Below are 19136 nucleotides of genomic sequence, written 5' to 3'. Positions count from 1 at the left end.
TGCTCAATCACCGAGGCTCCCACTGCGCGGCAATGTCAACTCCCACTCCGTACCCGATTCCGGACCTGTGCTCAGCAGGGCCTCTCCATCCAACCAATCCATTCTTCCCACAATCGATTTCGCTATGCCCATCCGCCCCTGCGCGACCGCTTCTTCGAGCCGTCCCTCAGGGATTCCGACGCCGTCATCGCGAACACTCACCGTGACGCGGTCGCCAAGATCCTCGAGAAGTACATAGACATGGGCGCCGGGCCCGGCGTGTACCTCGGCGTTGTCGAGCGCGTTGCACACCGCCGCGAAGAGTTCGTCTGCCACCGCCGAGTCCAGCAGAACCGGGTCGGCCGGCACGCTGACCGACACCTGATCACAGGCCCGCCGTCGCAGCAGCGCTCCGAGGTCGGCGCTGCCGGCATGGCGTGCTTCTGTATCGCCGGCACTGACCAGACGACGCAACGCGCGCTCCTGCGCCCCGGCCAATTCGGCTAATTGAGCTGTCTCGCCGCCAATCTCACTCCCGCGGCGCGCCATCAGCGCCAGCACCTGGATCGCACCGTCGTGAACCTGCCGGGACAGCCGCTCCCGCTCCTCGAGTGAAGCGGACAGCCGGGCCGCCCGCTCCAGTTCGGCGTGGGCGCGACGCGCCGTCTGAGCCGCCAGCCCGACCGCGAGGCCGACGGCCAGCTCGATCACGATCGTGGCGTTTTGGGCCAGATCGATGTGGACATACCCTTTGAGCGCAGCGCTGGTCGCCATGACCAGAACACCGGTGAGCATCCCGCCGACAGGTCCGAACAGGATCGCTGCGGAGACGGTCGCGTTGGTGGCCCACAGCGTGGTCGGCCAGGATTGGTTGTCCAGCACCCACTGGTCAGAGGCGATCACCTCGGTCGAGAGCATCAGCGCCACCACGACGACCATCTCGGCGACCACCCAGGCCGGCCGACGGCCCCAGCCCTGCAAATAGCCGAGGGCACACAAGGCACTCCACGCGATCAGGACCGCTGACAGCACCCAGCCGGCTGCCGGATGCTCGAGGTCCTGATTGATCGTGAGCTGGAAGCCCACCGCATAGATGCAACTGAGCAGACGGAATACCTGCGCGGCACGCCAGAGCGGCGTGGACGCGTCGCGCACTACATCACCTTGGAGAGAAACGCTTTCGTCCGTTCGTGTTTAGGGTTACTCAACAGCTCGCTTGGGTCTCCGCGTTCGACGACTACCCCACCGTCCATGAACGCCACCTCGTCGGCGACCTCGCGGGCGAATCCCATCTCGTGGGTGACCACCACCATGGTGATGCCTTCGGACGCCAGCTTCTGCATCACGGCGAGCACCTCGCCCACGAGTTCGGGGTCCAGCGCCGAAGTCGGTTCATCGAACAGCATGAGCTTTGGGTCCATCGCCAACGCCCGCGCGATCGCGACTCGCTGTTGCTGGCCCCCCGACAACTGCGCGGGGTAGGCATCAGCCTTGTCGGCCAGACCCACCCGGTCCAGCAGCTCCCTGGCCCGGTCAAGTGCGAGCTTCTTCTTGACGCCCTTGACGTGAACGGGCGACTCGGCGATGTTGCCCAGCGCTGTGCGGTGCGGGAACAAGTTGAAGTGCTGGAAGACCATTCCCACATCGCGACGTTGTTTGGCGACGTCGCGCGGCTTCATCTCGTGCAGTTTGCCGTTCTTCTCGTGGTACCCGACGAGATCGCCGTCGACGTAGAGCCGCCCGGCGTTGACGGTTTCCAGGTGGTTGATGCAGCGCAGAAATGTGGACTTCCCCGAACCGGACGGTCCGACCAGCACCAGGACCTCGCCCTTCTGAACTTCCAGGGTGATGCCCTTGAGTACCTTGAGCGCTCCGAAGTTCTTGCAGACCATTTCCGCCTTGACCATCGGCCTCGCGTTCGCCACCTCAGCGGTCATGGTGCTTCCCCTCGCCCCGACAGTGGCTGCTGGGCGTCGGCCAGCGCGCCGAGTTGCTTGGCGGTCAGCGTGCGCGACACCCCGCGGGAGAAGTACCGCTCCAGGTAATGCTGCCCAACCATCAAAACGCTGGTGATGGCGAGGTACCAGGTGGCGGCCACCAAGAGCAACGGGACCGGTTCGAAAATGCGTGCGGCGATCTCGCGGGTGGCAATGCTGTACAGATCGAACGCGTATGGCACCGCCGTGACCAAAGACGTGGTCTTGAGCAGGCTGATGAGCTCGTTGCCGGTCGGCGGGATGATCACCCGCATTGCCTGGGGCAGCACGGTGCGCCGCATCGCCATCCCCCACGACATGCCAAGGGCGGTGGACGCTTCCATCTGACCTTCCGGAACAGAGGTGATGCCGGCCCGAATGATCTCGGCCATGTACGCGGCTTCGTTGAGGGCCAAGCCGATGACCGCCAGAACGAAGGGGTAGGAAAAAGCCTGGAGGTCAATTTCGAGCAACGACGGCCCGAACGGCACGCCCAGCTGGAGGTTCCGATAGATGGTGGGAACCAGCCCCCAGAACGCCAGCTGTACATACACCGGTGTGCCTCGGAAGATCCACAGGAACACCCACGACACCGCACTCATCACCGGGTTGGACGACAACCGCATCACCGTGAGTGCCACGCCCAGCACCACGCCGATCAGCATCGCGTACACGGTCAGCTGCAGGGTGTTGAACACCCCGAGCAGGACGCGTTCGTTGAACAGGTACTCCCAGTAGGTCGACCAGCCGTAGGCCGGATTGGTCGCCGCACCGTACAAAAACAGCGCTACCAGGACGATGATGACGGTCGCCGCCACCCATCGCCACGGGTGGCGCAGCGGGACGGCGTCGATGGGTTGCGGCGGCGTGCCGACTTCGCTCATGCGTTCCGGCCTAAGCAGTTCAGGAGATCGCGCCGTTGATGACCGGCTTGTCGATCATCCCCTCCTCAAGACCCCAATTGGATGCGATCTCTTTGTACTGGCCCGTCTCGATCAGGTGCTCGAGAGCCTGTAGAAGCGACTGCGCCAACGCTGAGTCCTTCTCCACCGGCCAACCGTAGGGTGCCGAGTCGAACACCTCACCGGCTTGCACAAGTTTTCCGTTGGTCTGCTTGATCGCGTACAGGGTGACCGGTGAGTCCGCCGACATGGCATCGGCCTGACCGAGAACCACGGCGTTGGTGGCGGCGTCCTGGCTGTCGAACGGGATGATCACGATCTCCGACTGGCCTGCGTCGGTGCACTTCTGGCTCCGGGCCGGCAACTCCTCGGTCTCCTGAACCGTGGTCGCCTGCACCGCGACTTTCTTTCCACACGCGTTCTCCGGATCGACGTCACCACCGGCCAACTGCGCCCACAAGGTGCCCGCATTGAAGTAGGTGACGAAGTCGACCTGCTCCTCGCGCTCCTTGCTGTCGGTGAACGATGACATGCCCACGTTGAACGTTCCGCCCTGGATTGACGGGATGATTTTTGCGAAGTCGGCCTCGCGGTATTCCGGTGTCAGCCCGAGCGTGCCAGCGATCGCGTTCATGAGGTCCACATCGAACCCGACGATCTTGCCGTCGGGGTCCTTGAACTCATTCGGTGCGTAAGGAATGTTGACACCGATGATGAGCTTGCCCGACGACTTGATGTCCTCGGGCACGGTGTTGGCAATGGCATCGACCTTCTCGGCCGTCGCAGCCTCTGTCTGGGTCAATGAGTCGCTCGAATCAGAGCTGCTCGAACACCCCGAGAGGGCCAACGCACCGGTGGCAACGAACGCAATCGCCAAACGCCAGATTTTTGGCCGGCAGTCCTGGAATCCACCCAACACGTGAGCCTCAACTTTCTGCTTCGGGCCGACAGACTGGGACCAGAAATCCCCTCCGGGTATCTCCAGCCAAGGACATTAACGACCGATAACCCGACGTGCGGCGCCGGTAACCGAACATTAACGAGCGCATTCATCCGTCACAGCCGTACGGCGAAATCAGGTAATCCCGCCGTCCGGTATGCCAAACTTCGAACATGGACACCTTCGCCCCACCGAGCATGATGAAGCATCTTTGGAAGTCGACTCTCGCCTCCGGAGTCCTGGCGGTAATACTCGGGGCCATGGTGTTGGCCTGGCCTGGCCCGACCATCTTCATTGCAGCCATCTTCTTCGGCGCGTATCTGTTGGTCACCGGCATCGCCCAGGTGATCTTCGCGTTCAGCCTGCATGTCTCCGCCGGTGGCCGCGTGCTGCTGTTCCTCAGCGGCGCGGCCTCGCTGATCCTGGCGGTTCTGTGCTTCCGCAGCCTGGAGAACTCGATCCTGCTGTTGGCCATCTGGATTGGTATCGGATTCATCTTCCGTGGGGTGGCCACGGCGGTGTCGGCGATCAGTGACCCGACGCTTCCCGGCCGCGGCTGGGGCATCTTCATCGGCGTGATCAGCCTGATCGCCGGCGTGATCGTGCTGGCCTCACCATTCGACTCACTGGCGACGTTGACGTTGGTGGTCGGCATCTGGCTCATCGTCCTCGGCGTCTTCGAGGTCGTATCGGCGTTCGGAATTCGCAGCGCCAGCAAGGACGTGGCCGAAATCAAGGACAGGGTCGCAGCCGCTACTGCGGAATGACAACCCAGCGTCCAGTTCGTGCAGCCCCGGCCGAGCGTGCGGCTATCTTCACGCTCGCGCCCGGGCGTGACGTCAACAGCACGTTCGGCCACTCGGCATCTCGGTGTCGATCGCTGACCAGGAAGGCGTTCGGCGAGTAACCTCACCGGTATGAGCGAACCGCCGCAGCCTCCTCAGTACGGCGCCTACCAGGGCAGCTATCCGCCCCCGCCACCGCAATACGGCGGGTATCCCGGCGGCTACCCCCCACCCGCCGCAGCCGCCCCGAAAAACGGCCTGGGTGTGGCGTCGCTCGTCGTGGCCATCATCGCGCTGTTCTCGGTCGTCGGGGGCATCGTGTTGGGAGTCGTCGCGGTCATCCTCGGGTTCCTGGGCCGGGGAAGGGTTAAGCGCGGCGAGGCCGACAACGGTGGCGTCGCGATCGCGGGGATCGTGCTGGGGTTGCTGAGCATTGTCGTCTCGATCGTTGTGATCGCCATTGCGGTATGGGGCTTCAACGAGGTCGGTGGCACCGACTACGTCGACTGCGTGAGCCGTGCCGGTTCCGACGAGCAGGCCATCCAGGAGTGCGCCGACGCGTTCACTCAGCGTGTGGAGGACCAATTCTCCATCACGGTCACGCCGACACCGTAGGCCCTCCCGGGAAGTACTTCACGATTCCCTCCTGCACGACGGTGGCCAGCGGTCGGCCCGACCGGTCGAAGAAGTGCCCGGTCCCCAGGCCGCGAGAATCCGCCGCCACCGGCGACGTTGTCGAGTAGAGCACCCAGTCGTCGAACTGCAACGGACGGTGAAACCACACCGAGTGGTTAGTGGTGACCGCGAAGATCCGGTCATATCCCCACGACAACCCATGCGTGGTGATGATCGAGTCGAGGACCGTGGTGTCCGAGGAGTACACCAGCGCGGCACCGTGCAACACCGGATCGTCGGGCATGACGCCCCGGGCCTTCATCCAGACCCGATTGTGGGTCAGCCGCTCACCTTTGTCATGCATGACCCAGGCCGGATCGTTGGTGTAGCGCCATTCGATGGGGCGCAGTGCATTGGCAAAATGTGGGACCACATCCTCGTATCCGCGCAGCAGATCGTCGATCGGTGGCAGCGTCTGCGGATCGTCTGGCGGCGGCTCCACCACGCCGTGCTCAAGACCGTCGCCACCGACCAGATAAGACACCAGCGCGGTCGTCAGTAGTCGCCCTTGTTGCATCACGTCGACACGACGGTTGGCGAACCGGCGTTCGTCTCGCAGCCGCACGACATGGAACTCAAGATCGCGCGTCGGATCGCCGCCGGCGATGAAATGCGCCGACAACGCGCTGGGCGGGAGAGGCTTATCGAGGCTACGGGCAGCCGCGACGAAAGCCTGCGCCAGCATCTGACCGCCAAAGGTACGGATGGGGTTCTTGCTCGGATGGGCACCGATGAAAGTGTCGCTACCCAAGCTCTCGAGTTCCAGCACTGCCAGCAACTCACTGAAATCGCTGCGCGGGGACTTCGGGTCACACGCCGACTCAAACAAAGGAACTCCCCTGATCAGATGGACGGACTCCGCGCTACGCCCGTCCCTCGCCGCTTGATCGCCGTCCGACTAGACGTCGTCCTCCCCGATGCGGTGAACATGGATCAGATTCGTGGAGCCTACTGTGCCCGGCGGGGCGCCTGCGACGATGACCACCAGGTCACCCCGCTTGTAGCGGCCCAGGTCCAGCAACGACTTGTCAACCTGCCGGATCATTCCGTCGGTGGTCGCGATGTGGGAGACGATGAAAGTCTCCGTTCCCCACGTCAGCGCCAACTGGCTGCGCACCTCGGGCAGGGCAGTGAATGCCAGCACCGGCAGCGGCGTGTGGAGCCGGGCGAGCCGGCGTACCGTGTCACCGGATTGAGTGAAAGCGACCAGCGCCTTGGCGTCGAGCCGTTCGCCGATATCGCGGGCGGCATAGGAGATCACCCCGCGCTTTGTTCGAGGGGTGTGGGTCAGCGGCGGGGCCGCCACCGAATTGTCCTCGACGGCCGAAATGATGCGGGACATGGTCTTGACCGTCTCGAAAGGGTACTTGCCCACCGAGGTCTCACCAGAGAGCATCACGGCGTCCGCCCCGTCGAGCACGGCATTGGCCACGTCGGATGCCTCGGCCCGGGTGGGCCGCGAGTTCTCGATCATCGACTCCAGCATCTGGGTTGCCACGATGACGGGCTTCGCGTTCTCCCTGGCCATTTGGATGGCACGCTTCTGCACCAGTGGAACTTCCTCGAGCGGAAGTTCCACGCCAAGGTCGCCACGGGCGACCATGATCGCGTCGAACGCCAGGACGATGGCCTCGAGATTGTCGACCGCTTCTGGCTTCTCGAGTTTGGCGATGACCGGTACGCGGCGACCAACCCGGTCCATCACCTCGTGCACCAATTCGACGTCGTAGGGGGAACGCACGAACGACAGGGCGATCAGGTCGACACCGAGATGCAAAGCGAACTCGAGGTCCTCGATGTCCTTCTCCGACAGGGCGGGAGCCGAGACGCTCATCCCCGGCAGCGACATGCCCTTGTTATTGCTGACCTTTCCGCCCTCGGTGACCGAGCAGACCACGTCGTTGCCGTCGATGTGCTCGACGACCAGACTGACGTTCCCATCGTCGACGAGGACGCGGTCGCCCGGCGTGGCGTCCTGCGCCAGGCGCTTGTAGGTCGTCGACACCCGGTCATGGCTGCCCGCGCAGTCCGTGACGGTAATGCGTACCGTCTCACCGTTCTCCCATACGGTGGGCCCGTCGGCGAACCGGCCGAGCCGGATCTTGGGCCCTTGCAGGTCGGCGAGAATTCCGACGGCGCGTCCGGTCGAGTCAGAGGCGGTCCGAACTCGCGTGTAGTTGGCCTCATGGTCGGAGTAGTCGCCGTGGCTGAAGTTCAGCCGAGCGACGTCCATCCCGCATTCAACCAGTTTCCTGACGGCCTCATCGGATGGCGTGGCGGGCCCGAGAGTACAGACGATCTTTCCGCGTCTATTCACGGCTTGAGCATAGTCGTTATTGACTCGAACTACGTCCAGCGCAAGCATGCCAAGCCTGACCGGTGGCATCGCGCCTGTCGAGGGCTGGCTACCCGGCGAGAACCGCAGGGACCAAAGGGAATCCGGGGAGATTTCGTGCGACAGTCCACGTAACGGCGGCAGCGATGATCATTACAACCGCTGGAGTGGTCGACACCGGTTCGCCCCTCTTGCGGCGCACCAATACCCACGCCAACAGCACCGGGAGGCCGATAAGCAGAAAGGCATTGTCCACGAAGGCGGCGGCCAGATCGCCATGCAGGAGGTCGTGGGTCATCCGCAGGCCCCCACATGCCGGACAGTCCCATCCCGTCAGCGCCTTGAACGGACACGGCGGGAACACGAAACTCGTGCTGTGCGGATTCCCCAATCCGACGTAGGCGAGACCGCCGACAACTACCGCGCCCGTTCCGAGGGCGCCGAGCAAGCGTTTGTTGGGTGGGGAGCTAAGTGCCATCGCGCAGCGGACGTCCGACGGGATCCCGCACCTTGTCGGTGAGGATCAAGACGGCGTCGATGATCCCCCAGATGATGGCACCGATACCGCACGTGATCAGACCGACCACGAGCTGGGCGATGCCGAAACCGGTGTACCCGAGGTAAATGCGGCCGATTCCGGCCAGGCCCATCAGCCCGAGCAGCTGGAGGAGCCCGGCAACCACCTTGGACTTTTCCGAGAACGGCTCACCCGTTATGGGATGCCGGCCATATGGCGCGGCAGGGTCCATGTATGCCGGCGGATACCCGCTCATTGGCGGGGGATACGGCCCAGGCGAAGGGTACTGACCCGGCGGCGGATAACCCGGCTGCTGCGGTGGCGGCGGTTGTGAGCGGTCGCCCTCGTTGCCGCCGAACTGGGGTTCGGTCATGCCGACCAGCATGCCAGAAGTACTGACCGGGCAGAAGTGCAGAGGTTCGTCGGTTGCGCCGGCTCGGCCCAGCAGCGCTATCCGAGATAATCCTCGGGTTGGACCATGGGTACGTTCGGATCGACCACTGGTGCGACAGGCTCCGGGCCGGTCCTGCCGCAGGCGGCTGGTTGTTTGAGACCGGTCGGTGTTGCCAAGCTTGCTACCAGGTAGCCCCTTCAGCGGTTGGGCTCCCGACGCATTGCTGTTGATCATTGCGCCTCGGGCGCCGGTGGTTGCGGGGAGCGGAGGCTCGATGAGGTTCACCTGGCAGTCGAAGCTGCCTCCCGCAAAGGCATCACCAAGGACGTCGCCAGGAAGTAAAGGGCAGCGGATCCGGCCGGAAGGGCTGGGCCGCGGCGAACAATGGCGTGGCGAAAGCGGGCATTGCGGCCGGTACCGTCGCCTTGATCATCCGACGCTTCGCCGACATTGGACGCCCCAGATCTTGATCGGGTCGCCGCAGATGGCGAACCGGGTGTGTGCCACATCCCTGGAAACTCGCAGATGGCCATGGGACCGGATAGTTGCATCGCTTCCGCAGGCATCGGCCTTGATGTGGATGTCGTCGATATCTATCTCGCGTGGATAGCCGACGTAATCCCGTTCTCTGCCGGTAGGAGCCAGCTCAACGGCTTCGGCGCCGACGCAGCCACCGACGGAGTCGCCCAGCGGATTCGGCCCCGTCTTCCTCAACCTGGTCTACCTCAACCTGATCTACCTCAACCTGGTCGCCATCGGCCCCATCGGTGTCGCCAGCTTCGGCGTCCTCACCGCGATCAGCTGAAGCCTCGGCATCGGCCTCAGCCACCGAGTCGCCCTCAGCTACCTTCTCGACGGACTCAGATTCCTCAGCCTCAGACTCCTCAACCTCGGCGTCTTCGCCAGAATCGGCGTCGCCAGCTTCGGCGTCCTCACCAGCGTCGGCAGCTTCGGCGTCCTCCACGCCATCAGCGTCGCCAGCTTCGGCGTCCCCCACGCCATCAGCGTTGGCAGCTTCGGCGTCATCCGCGTCATCAGCGTCTTCCCCGCCATCAGCTGAAGCCTCGACGTCGGCCTCGGCTACCTCCTCGACGGACTCGGATTCCTCAGCCTCAGACTCCTCAACCTCGGCGTCCTCGCCAGCATCAGCGTCACTAGCCTCAGCGTCCTCAACCCCATCAGCTGAAGCCTCGGCATCCGCCTCAGCCACGGAGCCAGCCTCGGCGTCTGCCACCATCGCCGCCGCGACTAAGCCGGTCGTGGACGCGCCAACGGCCACTTCCTCGGCGATCTCCTCAACGCCGGCCGTTTCCTGGCCTTCGATTTCCTGCGTGTCCTCAGTGTCCTGCCTGCCACGCAGAGTCGCTGGATCATCGCGGCCCTTGGGCGCGGCCATGATGTACACAACCGCACCGATGAAAACAAAAGTGGCGGTGAATGAATTGACTCGGATGCCCGCTAACAGGGTCGCGGCGTCGCTGCGCATCAGCTCGATCCAGAACCGCCCCAGGCAGTACCCCGCGACGTACATGGCGAACAGTCGACCGTGCCCGATTTTGAACCTGCGGTCGATCACGATCAGCACGACGAAAATCAGCAGGTTCCACAGCAATTCATACAAGAATGTCGGATGGACCACTGCGAGCAGCTGTCCGGTCGACACCCCATTGAGCGAATCGAGCGCGCCGGCGGCATTGCGTCGCTCGTAAATCTCCAAGCCCCAGGGCAGCGTAGTCGGGCGACCGTACAGCTCCTGATTGAAGTAGTTACCAAGCCGGCCGATTGCCTGGGCCAGAACGATTCCCGGCGCGATCGCGTCGCCGAATGCAGGCAACGGTATCCCCCGCCGCCGACATGCAATCCACGCTCCGATGCCTCCCAGCGCAACCGCGCCCCAGATGCCGAGCCCGCCGTCCCAGATTCGTAGCGCAGCGACGAATCCTGCTCCGCCCTGACCGAAGTAGGTAGGCCAGTCGGTGAAGACGTGATAGATGCGGCCACCGATGAGCCCGAACGGCACCGCCCACATCGCGACGTCGTAGACGACGCCGGGTTCGCCTCCCCTGGCCTCCCATCGCCGATCGCCGATCACCAGCGCGGCGATGATCCCCACGATGATGAAGAGTGCGTACGCGCGCAGTGGCACAGAACCCAACTGCCAGACGCCCTGCGCCGGACTCGGGATATACGCAAGGACGGTAGTCGTCACGCCGTGATCCTCTGCCGCACTCCGTCAGCGAGTTCCTCGGTCAACGTCCGGAGTGCGGGGATACCGTCCTTGAGTGCGGACACCAGAGCTGACCCGACGATCACGCCATCTGCATAGGCGCCGATCTCTGCCGCCTGCTCACGCGAGCGCACCCCGAGTCCGACGCCGACCGGAATATCGGAGATCGCTCTGACTCGGCCGACCAGCTCAGGTGCAGCGTTCGACACGGCGTCGCGGGTACCGGTGACGCCCATCGTGGATGCCGCGTAGACGAATCCTTTCGATGCCGCTACCGTCTCGGCCAACCGCTGCGGCGTCGACGACGGTGCAACCAGGAAGATTCTGTCCAGATCATGGGCTTCAGATGCGGCAAGCCATTCCCCGGCCTCGTCAGGGATCAGGTCGGGAGTGATCAAGCCGAGCCCGCCGGCCGACGCGAGATCACGGGCGAAAGTATCAACTCCCTTGCGTAACATCAGGTTCCAATAAGTCATTACGACGGCACGGCCACCAGCATTGCTGATCGCCTCTACCGCGGTGAGTGCATCACGCACCCGAACACCCCGACTGAGCGCCGTTTCCGTTGCCGCCGCGATGGTAGGTCCGTCCATGCCCGGATCGGAGTACGCGATTCCGACCTCGATCAAATCGCATCCCGATTCGACCAGAGCGGTCATCGCTGAAATCGAGGTGTCCACATCCGGAAAGCCCGTCGGCAGATATCCGATCAGTGCCGAACGGCCTTCGTGGCGACACGAATCGAACAACGTTGCCAACCGACTCATTCTTCTTCGCCTCCGAGCAGACTGAACCACTTGGCCGCCGTCTCGACGTCCTTGTCCCCCCGACCAGACATGTTCACCACGATGATCGAACCCGCTCCGAGCTCGGAACCCAGCTTGAGCGCTCCCGCGACAGCATGCGCGGATTCGATGGCCGGGATGATGCCCTCACTCCGACTCAATAGCGACAGCGCGTCCATCGCCTCACTGTCAGTGATTGGTTCATAGCGCGCCCGACCCACGTCCTTCAACAACGCATGCTCCGGTCCGACCCCTGGATAGTCCAAACCCGCAGAGATCGAGTGAGATTCGATGGTCTGGCCATCATCGTCCTGCAGAAGATACGAATACGACCCCTGGAAAGCCCCCGGCGAACCGCCGGCTAACGTCGCTGCATGGCGGCCAGTCTCGACACCGTCGCCCGCCGCCTCGTAGCCAACCAAACGTACCGATGGGTCGTCGATGAACGCGTGAAAGATACCGATCGCATTGGAGCCGCCACCAACACACGCGGCCACCGCGTCGGGCAAACGTCCTGCCTGATCCAAAATCTGCGCCCGGGCCTCGAGTCCGATCACCCGCTGGAAGTCCCGCACCATCATTGGGAACGGGTGCGGGCCCGCGGCCGTGCCGAAGCAGTAGTAGGTGTCGTCGGCGTTGGTCACCCAGTCCCGAAAGGTCTCGTTGATCGCGTCCTTGAGCGTCTTGGATCCGGACGCGACCGGCACCACCTTCGCACCCAAAAGCCGCATCCGAGCGACGTTGAGCGCCTGCCGCGCGGTGTCCACGGCACCCATGTAGATCACGCACTCAAGCCCCAACAGCGCGCACGCGGTCGCCGTCGCCACCCCGTGCTGACCGGCTCCCGTTTCGGCGATCACCCTGCTCTTACCCATCTGTCGGGCAAGCAGGGCCTGGCCCAGCACATTGTTGATCTTATGGGATCCGGTGTGGTTGAGGTCTTCTCGCTTCAAGAAGACTCTGGCGCCTCCGGCGTACTCACTGAGCCGCTCGGCCTCGTACAACGGTGACGGTCGCCCGGTGTAGTGCCGCTGCAGTCGATCCAGCTCGTCGAGGAAGGTTTGATCACCACGAGCCTTTTCGTAGGCCGCGGTCACCTCCTCGATCACCGCCATCAACGCCTCGGGAACGTACCTGCCGCCGTATGCGCCGAAGTGCCCCCGCGCATCCGGGTCGTGGGCGGTGGGTTCGGCCACTGCCGCACTGGCGCGCGGCAGATCGGGGCCGGCGTTCGCGGCCACTTAACGGGTGGTCTTCGGGCACGACGGATGCGTACCGGCGGTGACCAAGTCGGCGACAGCGCTGCGCGGGTCACCACTGGTGACCAACCCCTCGCCTACCAGGACCGAGTCAGCCCCCGCCCCGGCGTATGCGAGCAGGTCGGCAGTCCCCCGCACCCCCGACTCGGCAATCCGGATCACATTGCTGGGCAGGCCCGGGGCGATCCTGCCGAAGCAGTCCCGGTCGACCTCGAGAGTCTTGAGGTTGCGCGCGTTAACCCCGATCACCGAGGCGCCGGCCTGCAGCGCACGGTCCGCCTCCTCCTCGGTGTGCACCTCGACGAGCGCCGTCATGCCCAGCGATTCGGTGCGCTCGAGTAGCGAGACCAGGGCCGGCTGCTCGAGCGCCGCGACGATCAACAGAAGCATGTCGGCCCCATGCGCACGAGCTTCGTGGATCTGATAGGGCCGGATAATAAAGTCCTTGCGCAGCAGGGGAATCGACACTGCCGCGCGTACTGTGTCCAAGTCGGCAAGCGACCCATTGAAGCGGCGCTCTTCGGTCAGAACGCTGATCACCCGCGCACCGCCGTCCTGATAGGCGCACGCCAGCTTCGCGGGATCGGCGATCGAAGCCAACTCGCCGCGCGACGGACTGGCCCGCTTCACCTCGGCGATCACACCGACCCCCGGAGCACGCAGTGCGGCCATCACGTCCAGTGGCTTGGGGGTGCGCTTCGCGCGTTCCTTCAAGTCGGCCTGACTGACGACGGCCTCGCGAGCGGCAACATCGGCACGGACTCCCTCGAGAATGGAGTCGAGCACGGTCGCCGAACCCATAGCTGTCGCTTCCCTTCTCCTGACGGCCGCTTGATTCCTAACGAAGGGTAGTCGCCACCACGCCACTGGCTATCACCGCCCCTTGTTGTCCTGATTGGTCGGGTCCCGCCCCTCGTCGAGGGCGTCCCACATCATCCGTTCCGACATCGATGCCGCAGACTGGTCGGACTCTGCGGGACGTCCCCGAGCGTACTTCGCGGCATCGGAGCCCCCCCTGGTCGCCGAGCGCATGAGCAGGACCGAACCCAGCAATGTCAGGGCCGCGGCGACCAACGTCACGACGGCGCCACCGTAGTGGCGTTGGGTATCGATCAGGTCAGCCACCGGCACCTCTGCCAGGCGCGCGGCACGCACGGCGATGTCGACCGTCACCCACAGGCTGATCCCGAGGTAGCCCATTCCGGCGCTCGCCACTGCGACCAGCAGCGCCAGCAACCGCAAGGGCCAACCACGTACGGCTAGCGCCGCGATCGCCGCCGCCGCTACCAGCAGCGCCAGCGGTATCAGCGCCGTCGACCACGCCGCTCCGGTCAGATCGGCCGTCCTCGGATGGCCGAGACCGTCGAACGAGCTGACCTGCACCCACGTCAGCCGTGACGCCACCCACAGACCGGCCGCGGCGAGTAGCAGGACGAGCTGGGCAACGCGGATCACGGGTCGCTCAATGTCTCGGCTGCGGCGATCGCGCTCAGGACCGCGCGTGCCTTGTTCGCTGCCTCGGTGTATTCGTAGGGTCCGTTGGAGTCGGCGACAACCCCACCGCCGGCCTGTACATAGGCGGTCCCGTCTCGCATCAGAGCGGTACGAATCGCAATCGCGAAGTCGGCGTTTCCGGCGAAGTCGAGGTAGCCCAGAACACCGCCGTAGAGACCGCGGCGAGTGATTTCGACCTGTTCGATCAGTTCCAACGCCCGAACCTTCGGCGCCCCTGAGAGTGTCCCCGCCGGGAAGCAGGCGGTCACCGCGTCCAAGGCAGTCCTGCCGTCGGCAAGCAGCCCTGTCACGGTCGACACCAGGTGCATCACATGGCTGTACCGCTCGATGTGGCTGTAGTCCTCGACGCGCACGGTGCCCGGCGCGCAGACGCGGCCCAGGTCGTTGCGGCCCAGATCGACGAGCATCAGGTGCTCGGCGCGCTCCTTGTCGTCGGACAGCAACTCCTTCTCCAGCAGCAGATCCTGCTCCTCGCTGTCCCCACGCCACCGGGTACCGGCGATCGGATGCGTGGTCGCGCGCCTGTCGGTGACGGTGACCAGCGCCTCCGGACTCGAACCGACGATCGAGAAGTCCAGTCCCCCAGATTCATCCGGGACATTGAGCAGATACATGTAGGGGCTCGGATTGGACACCCGCAGCATCCGGTAAACATCGAGGGGATCGGCGCTGGTCGTCATCTCGAAACGCTGCGACGGGACTACCTGGAAGGCCTCACCGGCCTCGATGTCCCCGACCAGCTTGTCGACGATTGCGGTGTACTCCTCGACGGTGCGCTGGCACCGATGCGGCGCCGCGGGCCTGCTGAACGTGGCAACCGTCGACTTGAGCGGTTCGGTCAGCGCGGCGGTCATCACGTCGAGCCGGTGCACCGCGTCGTCGTAGGCTGCGTCGACGCGTTCGTCATTGCCGCTCCAGCGTTCGTCCTTGCCCTTCCAGCGTTCGTCACCGCCCTTCCAGTTGACGGCGTTGGCGATCAAAGTGATGGTGCCCTCATGATGGTCGACGGCGGCGATATCGGTCGCCAGCAGCAGCAACATGTCGGGCAGACCCAGATCGTCGACAGTCAGCTCAGGCAGTCGCTCCAGTCGCCGCACCATGTCGTAGGCGAAAAACCCGACCAGCCCTGACGACAGCGGCGGCAGACCCGGCAGCGCCGCAGTCTCCAGCAGCGTCAGCGTCTTCCGCAGTGCCTCCAGCGGGTCACCGCCGGCGGGCGCATCCTTGGGTGTGACACCCAGCCACGCCGCCTCACCATTGCGCACTGTCAGTGCCGACGAGGAACCGGCACCGATGAACGACCATCGCGACCACGACCGGCCGTTCTCCGCCGACTCAAGTAGGAAAGTCCCGGGACGGTTGGCCGCGAGTTTGCGATAGGCCGACACCGGCGTCTCGCTGTCGGCAAGCACCTTGCGCGTCACCGGAACGACCCGATGCTCGGCGGCCAGCGCCCGGAAGTCCTCACGCGACGTCGTTGCTGCCGGCGATGAGCCCTGGGGTGAACCTCCATCGGGCAGGTTGGCGGTCGTCTGCACCCAGACATCCTCCCAGACGTACCGTTGCACCATGACACCGATCAAGCCCGGCCGGCGGGTGGCCGAGTTCGAACTACCGGACCAGACGGGAACGGCCAGAACGCTGACGGAACTGCTCGGCGCCGGACCGATCGTGTTGTTCTTCTATCCTGCCGCGATGACGCCCGGATGCACCAAGCAGGCGTGCCACTTTCGCGATCTCGCGGCGGAGTTCGCCGCGGTCGGCGCCAGCAGGGTCGGCATCAGCGCCGATCCGGTCGAGACGCAAGCTCAGTTCGCCGACCAGCAGGAGTTCGACTACCCACTGCTGTCGGACACCGAGGGTGTCGTGGCGACGCAGTTCGGGGTCAGGCGTGGCCTGCTCGGAAAGCTGATGCCGGTCAGAAGGACCACATTCGTCATCGACACCGACCACACCGTGCTCGATGTGATCTCGAGCGAGTTCAGCATGGACAGCCATGCCGACAAGGCGCTCGAGGTGTTGCGGCGGCGTCAGTCCACCTGACCCTGCGGGGCCTGCACCGCCGGACCCTCCGGGGCCAGCAGGAGGCCTGCGTCGAAGCACGAATGGTCGCCGGTGTGGCACGCGCCTCCGACCTGGTCCACCTCGATCAGCACCGCGTCTCCGTCGCAGTCCAAGCGCACAGAGTGCACATGCTGCGTATGCCCCGACGTGGCGCCCTTGATCCACTGCTGCCCGCGAGAACGCGAATAATACGTTGCCTCACGGGTTTCCAACGTTCGGGCCAATGCCTCGTCGTCCATCCAGGCGACCATCAGCACCTGACCCGTGGCACGTTCCTGCACCACCGCGCTGAACAGGCCGTTGGCGTCGCGCTTGAGCCGCGTCGCAATCGAGGGGTCGAGTGTCATCAGCGCTGCCCTCGGTGATTTCGGCGTGCTTTCGCTCGCTGAGCGTCGGTAACCACGCCCAATTCACGGACATCGGCGCTCATCTCACCACAATCCCTTCGGCCGCCATCGCCGCCTTCACCTGGCCGATCGTCAGCTCCCGAAAGTGGAAGACACTGGCTGCCAGCACGGCGTCGGCACCTGCAACGACTGCCGGCGCGAAGTCGCCCACACCGCCGGCGCCACCACTGGCGATCACCGGCACCGACACAGCGCCGCGCACGGCACGCAGCATCTTCAGATCGAAACCGGTCTTGGTGCCGTCGAAGTCCATCGAGTTGAGCAGGATCTCGCCCACACCGAGTTCGGCTCCCCGAGCGGCCCATTCGATCGCGTCAATGCCGGTACCGCGGCGTCCGCCGTGGGTGGTCACCTCCCAACCCGAGGTGGTCGGCTGCGCTCGCTGGGGAACGGTGCGCGCGTCGACCGACAAGACGATGCACTGCGAACCGAACTGCCGAGACAGCTCCGACAGCAACTCTGGACGCGCGATCGCCGCGGTATTGACCGCGACCTTGTCGGCGCCGGCACGCAGCAGGATGTCAACATCGGCGACCGAACGGACCCCGCCCCCGACTGTGAGGGGGATGAACACCTGTTCAGCGGTTCGCCGCACCACTTCCAGCATCGTGGCACGGCCAGACGAGGATGCCGTCACGTCGAGGAAGGTCAGCTCGTCGGCACCCTCAGCGTCATAGGCGGCAGCGAGTTCGACGGGATCACCTGCGTCGCGCAGGTTCTCGAAATTGACACCCTTAACTACCCGACCTGCATCGACATCCAGGCACGGGATCACCCGGGTCGCGACATCGCCGGCGGCCCTCACAGGTATTCCTCCGGGTCGCCGACCGATCTGATGAGCGCCAGCATCTGCTCGTGCACACCCGGGGCCGCCGCCAGGGCCGACGGTGACTCGACCGTCCAGGGCCGGCCGGAGAGATCGGTGACGACGCCGCCGGCCGCACGCACCAAGGCTACCCCGGCCGCGTGATCCCAGATATGGTGGCCGAAACTGATTGCGCCGCCGAGGATTCCGGCGGCCACGTAGGCGAAGTCGATTCCGGTGGAGCCGTGCATCCGCAATCGTGAACACTCGCGACTCAGGTTCTCCAGGATCGCCGCCCGGTACCGGCCCGGGTACCGCCCCCGTGACTCGATGTTGAAGGTGCCGATGGCGACGACGGAGTCCGAGAGCGCAGCCGTCTCCAACTGGTCCAATGCCTCGCCATTGCACTTGACCGGTCCCCCGACCATCGCGGTGTAACGCTGAGCGGTGAACGGCAACCAGATAAGCCCCAGAACGGGAGTACCCGCGGCCAGCAACCCGAGGAGGATGGCGGCTGTGGGTAAGCCGGCGGCATAGTTGTAGGTCCCGTCGATCGGATCAAGGACCCACACCAGCTCCGAATCAAGCGGTTCACCGCCGAACTCTTCGCCGTGCACCCCGATGCCGGTCAACTTCGTCAGCTCGGCCACCACCCGACGTTCGATCGCCAGATCGACCTCTGTTGCGAAGTCGTTGCCATTCTTGGTAACTGCGGAATCTGCGCGATGGCCGGCGATGAATTGCGCCGAAACGGCGTCGAGCACCTCGGCCGCGGTGTCGAGCAACTCGGTCAGCTGGCGCGGATCCACTGTCATCTGCTGACTGCGGCCAGCGCCTGGGGCAACGTGAATCGTCCTGCGTACAGCGCCTTCCCGACGATTGCACCTTCCACACCGCGGTCGGTCAATGTGGCGATCGCGCGCAAGTCTTCCAAGCTCGACACACCACCGGAGGCGATGACGGGAGCGGCGGTGTTTTCGGCGACCTTGGTCAGTAGGTCGAGGTTCGGCCCGTTGAGGGTGCCGTCCTTGGTGACGTCGGTGACGACGAAGCGCCGACACCCTTCGCGGTCGAGACGTTCCAATACCGGCCACAGCTCACCGCCGTCGGTCTCCCAACCACGGCCGCGAAGCCGCTGCTCCCCATCGGTGGACTTCACATCGAGCCCGACGGCCACGCGTTCGCCGTGCTCAGCCACGACCTTGGCACACCACTGCGGGTTCTCCAGCGCGGCCGTACCCAGGTTGACGCGCGCGCATCCGGTGGCCAGCGCGACCGCCAGCGACTCGTCGTCGCGGATACCGCCGGACAACTCGACGGCGACATCGAGCTTCCCGACGACTTCGCCGAGCAGTTCCCGGTTGGACCCGCGGCCGAATGCGGCGTCGAGGTCCACGAGGTGGATCCACTCGGCGCCGTCACGCTGCCAGGTCATCGCCGCGTCGAGCGCCGAGCCGTAGGCGGTCTCGCTACCGGCCTGTCCTTGCACCAATCGCACCGCGCGGCCTTCGACCACGTCGACGGCGGGCAGCAGGATCAGCTTTGCGTCGGTCTGATTGACCCGGGTTGGA

21 protein-coding genes are annotated in these 19136 nt (G+C 64.8%); 3 read left to right on the top strand and 18 right to left on the bottom strand.

Going from position 1 to position 19136, the window contains the following annotated elements:
- Positions 1-3: 3 nt before the first annotated feature.
- The 4 genes from macS to ACPGXI_RS03625 are packed head-to-tail and all read right to left on the bottom strand — an operon-like array spanning position 4 to position 3776.
- A complete protein-coding gene (gene macS / locus ACPGXI_RS03640) occupies positions 4-1134 on the bottom strand; it encodes a MacS family sensor histidine kinase (RefSeq protein ID WP_526649889.1) in 1131 nt (376 codons plus the stop codon).
- Positions 1134-1886 (bottom strand): amino acid ABC transporter ATP-binding protein, encoded by a 753-nt coding sequence (locus tag ACPGXI_RS03635; RefSeq protein ID WP_526650001.1) that lies wholly within the window; start codon positions 1884-1886, stop codon positions 1134-1136. The genes macS and ACPGXI_RS03635 overlap by 1 nt, the downstream gene beginning before the upstream one ends.
- A gap of 26 nt (positions 1887-1912) precedes the next feature.
- Positions 1913-2839, bottom strand: a complete 927-nt coding sequence (locus tag ACPGXI_RS03630; protein WP_526649887.1) for an amino acid ABC transporter permease — start codon at positions 2837-2839, stop codon at positions 1913-1915.
- A 19-nt stretch (positions 2840-2858) separates the two neighbouring features.
- Positions 2859-3776 carry an ABC transporter substrate-binding protein gene (locus tag ACPGXI_RS03625; protein ID WP_526649885.1) on the bottom strand — a complete coding sequence of 306 codons (918 nt, stop codon included), beginning with the start codon at positions 3774-3776 and terminating at the stop codon, positions 2859-2861.
- Positions 3777-3970: 194 nt separating this feature from the next.
- Here ACPGXI_RS03625 and ACPGXI_RS03620 point away from each other — a divergent pair, with 194 nt between their 5' ends.
- Both ACPGXI_RS03620 and ACPGXI_RS03615 read left to right on the top strand, forming a co-directional pair.
- Complete coding sequence (locus ACPGXI_RS03620; protein WP_526649883.1) at positions 3971-4564, top strand: HdeD family acid-resistance protein; 594 nt, start codon at positions 3971-3973, stop codon at positions 4562-4564.
- Between the two features lie 150 nt (positions 4565-4714).
- A complete protein-coding gene (locus ACPGXI_RS03615) occupies positions 4715-5197 on the top strand; it encodes a DUF4190 domain-containing protein (protein ID WP_526649881.1) in 483 nt (160 codons plus the stop codon).
- Here ACPGXI_RS03615 and ACPGXI_RS03610 read toward each other — a convergent pair.
- From ACPGXI_RS03610 to ACPGXI_RS03565, 10 genes are all read right to left on the bottom strand, one after another.
- Entirely contained in the window at positions 5181-6086 is a 906-nt protein-coding gene (locus ACPGXI_RS03610) for an acyl-CoA thioesterase domain-containing protein (RefSeq protein ID WP_526649879.1), read from the bottom strand. The two genes, ACPGXI_RS03615 and ACPGXI_RS03610, sit on opposite strands and share 17 nt — an antisense overlap.
- Before the next feature lie 69 nt (positions 6087-6155).
- Positions 6156-7574 (bottom strand): pyruvate kinase, encoded by a 1419-nt coding sequence (gene pyk, locus ACPGXI_RS03605; RefSeq protein WP_526649877.1) that lies wholly within the window; start codon positions 7572-7574, stop codon positions 6156-6158.
- Between the two features lie 88 nt (positions 7575-7662).
- On the bottom strand, positions 7663-8070 hold the full coding sequence (locus ACPGXI_RS03600; RefSeq protein WP_526649875.1) for a DUF2752 domain-containing protein: 408 nt from the start codon (positions 8068-8070) through the stop codon (positions 7663-7665).
- Positions 8060-8482, bottom strand: a complete 423-nt coding sequence (locus ACPGXI_RS03595) for an NINE protein (protein ID WP_526649873.1) — start codon at positions 8480-8482, stop codon at positions 8060-8062. Before ACPGXI_RS03595 ends, ACPGXI_RS03600 begins: the two co-directional genes overlap by 11 nt.
- A 667-nt stretch (positions 8483-9149) precedes the next feature.
- Complete coding sequence (lgt, locus tag ACPGXI_RS03590) at positions 9150-10712, bottom strand: prolipoprotein diacylglyceryl transferase (RefSeq protein ID WP_526649871.1); 1563 nt, start codon at positions 10710-10712, stop codon at positions 9150-9152.
- A complete protein-coding gene (gene trpA, locus ACPGXI_RS03585) occupies positions 10709-11497 on the bottom strand; it encodes a tryptophan synthase subunit alpha (RefSeq protein WP_526649869.1) in 789 nt (262 codons plus the stop codon). The genes lgt and trpA overlap by 4 nt, the downstream gene beginning before the upstream one ends.
- A complete protein-coding gene (gene trpB, locus ACPGXI_RS03580; RefSeq protein WP_526649867.1) occupies positions 11494-12756 on the bottom strand; it encodes a tryptophan synthase subunit beta in 1263 nt (420 codons plus the stop codon). The genes trpA and trpB overlap by 4 nt, the downstream gene beginning before the upstream one ends.
- Positions 12757-13575: an indole-3-glycerol phosphate synthase TrpC gene (gene trpC / locus ACPGXI_RS03575; protein ID WP_526649865.1), complete on the bottom strand. Its 819-nt coding sequence runs from the start codon at positions 13573-13575 to the stop codon at positions 12757-12759.
- A gap of 72 nt (positions 13576-13647) precedes the next feature.
- Complete coding sequence (locus ACPGXI_RS03570) at positions 13648-14229, bottom strand: TIGR02234 family membrane protein (RefSeq protein ID WP_526649863.1); 582 nt, start codon at positions 14227-14229, stop codon at positions 13648-13650.
- Positions 14226-15827, bottom strand: coding sequence for an anthranilate synthase component I (locus ACPGXI_RS03565; protein WP_526649999.1), 1602 nt, complete (start codon positions 15825-15827; stop codon positions 14226-14228). The genes ACPGXI_RS03570 and ACPGXI_RS03565 overlap by 4 nt, the downstream gene beginning before the upstream one ends.
- Before the next feature lie 40 nt (positions 15828-15867).
- Here ACPGXI_RS03565 and ACPGXI_RS03560 point away from each other — a divergent pair, with 40 nt between their 5' ends.
- On the top strand, positions 15868-16332 hold the full coding sequence (locus ACPGXI_RS03560) for a peroxiredoxin (protein ID WP_526649997.1): 465 nt from the start codon (positions 15868-15870) through the stop codon (positions 16330-16332).
- Here the strand turns inward: ACPGXI_RS03560 and hisI are convergent.
- From hisI to priA, 4 genes are all read right to left on the bottom strand, one after another.
- Positions 16320-16700: a phosphoribosyl-AMP cyclohydrolase gene (hisI, locus tag ACPGXI_RS03555; protein WP_526649861.1), complete on the bottom strand. Its 381-nt coding sequence runs from the start codon at positions 16698-16700 to the stop codon at positions 16320-16322. The two genes, ACPGXI_RS03560 and hisI, sit on opposite strands and share 13 nt — an antisense overlap.
- A 79-nt stretch (positions 16701-16779) precedes the next feature.
- Positions 16780-17565 (bottom strand): imidazole glycerol phosphate synthase subunit HisF, encoded by a 786-nt coding sequence (gene hisF, locus ACPGXI_RS03550; protein ID WP_526649859.1) that lies wholly within the window; start codon positions 17563-17565, stop codon positions 16780-16782.
- The gene (locus ACPGXI_RS03545; protein ID WP_526649857.1) at positions 17562-18380 is read right to left on the bottom strand and encodes an inositol monophosphatase family protein; all 819 of its coding nucleotides are present in this window, start codon (positions 18378-18380) and stop codon (positions 17562-17564) included. Before ACPGXI_RS03545 ends, hisF begins: the two co-directional genes overlap by 4 nt.
- Entirely contained in the window at positions 18377-19105 is a 729-nt protein-coding gene (gene priA, locus ACPGXI_RS03540; RefSeq protein WP_526649995.1) for a bifunctional 1-(5-phosphoribosyl)-5-((5-phosphoribosylamino)methylideneamino)imidazole-4-carboxamide isomerase/phosphoribosylanthranilate isomerase PriA, read from the bottom strand. Before priA ends, ACPGXI_RS03545 begins: the two co-directional genes overlap by 4 nt.
- Between the last annotated feature and the right edge of the window lie 31 nt (positions 19106-19136).

Source organism: Mycobacterium sp., from assembly GCF_049608025.1.
In the GTDB taxonomy this organism is placed as follows: Bacteria; Actinomycetota; Actinomycetes; order Mycobacteriales; family Mycobacteriaceae; genus Mycobacterium.
The sequence above is the reverse complement of the archived record's forward strand: the minus strand, read 5'-3'. Positions and strand labels throughout refer to the sequence as shown.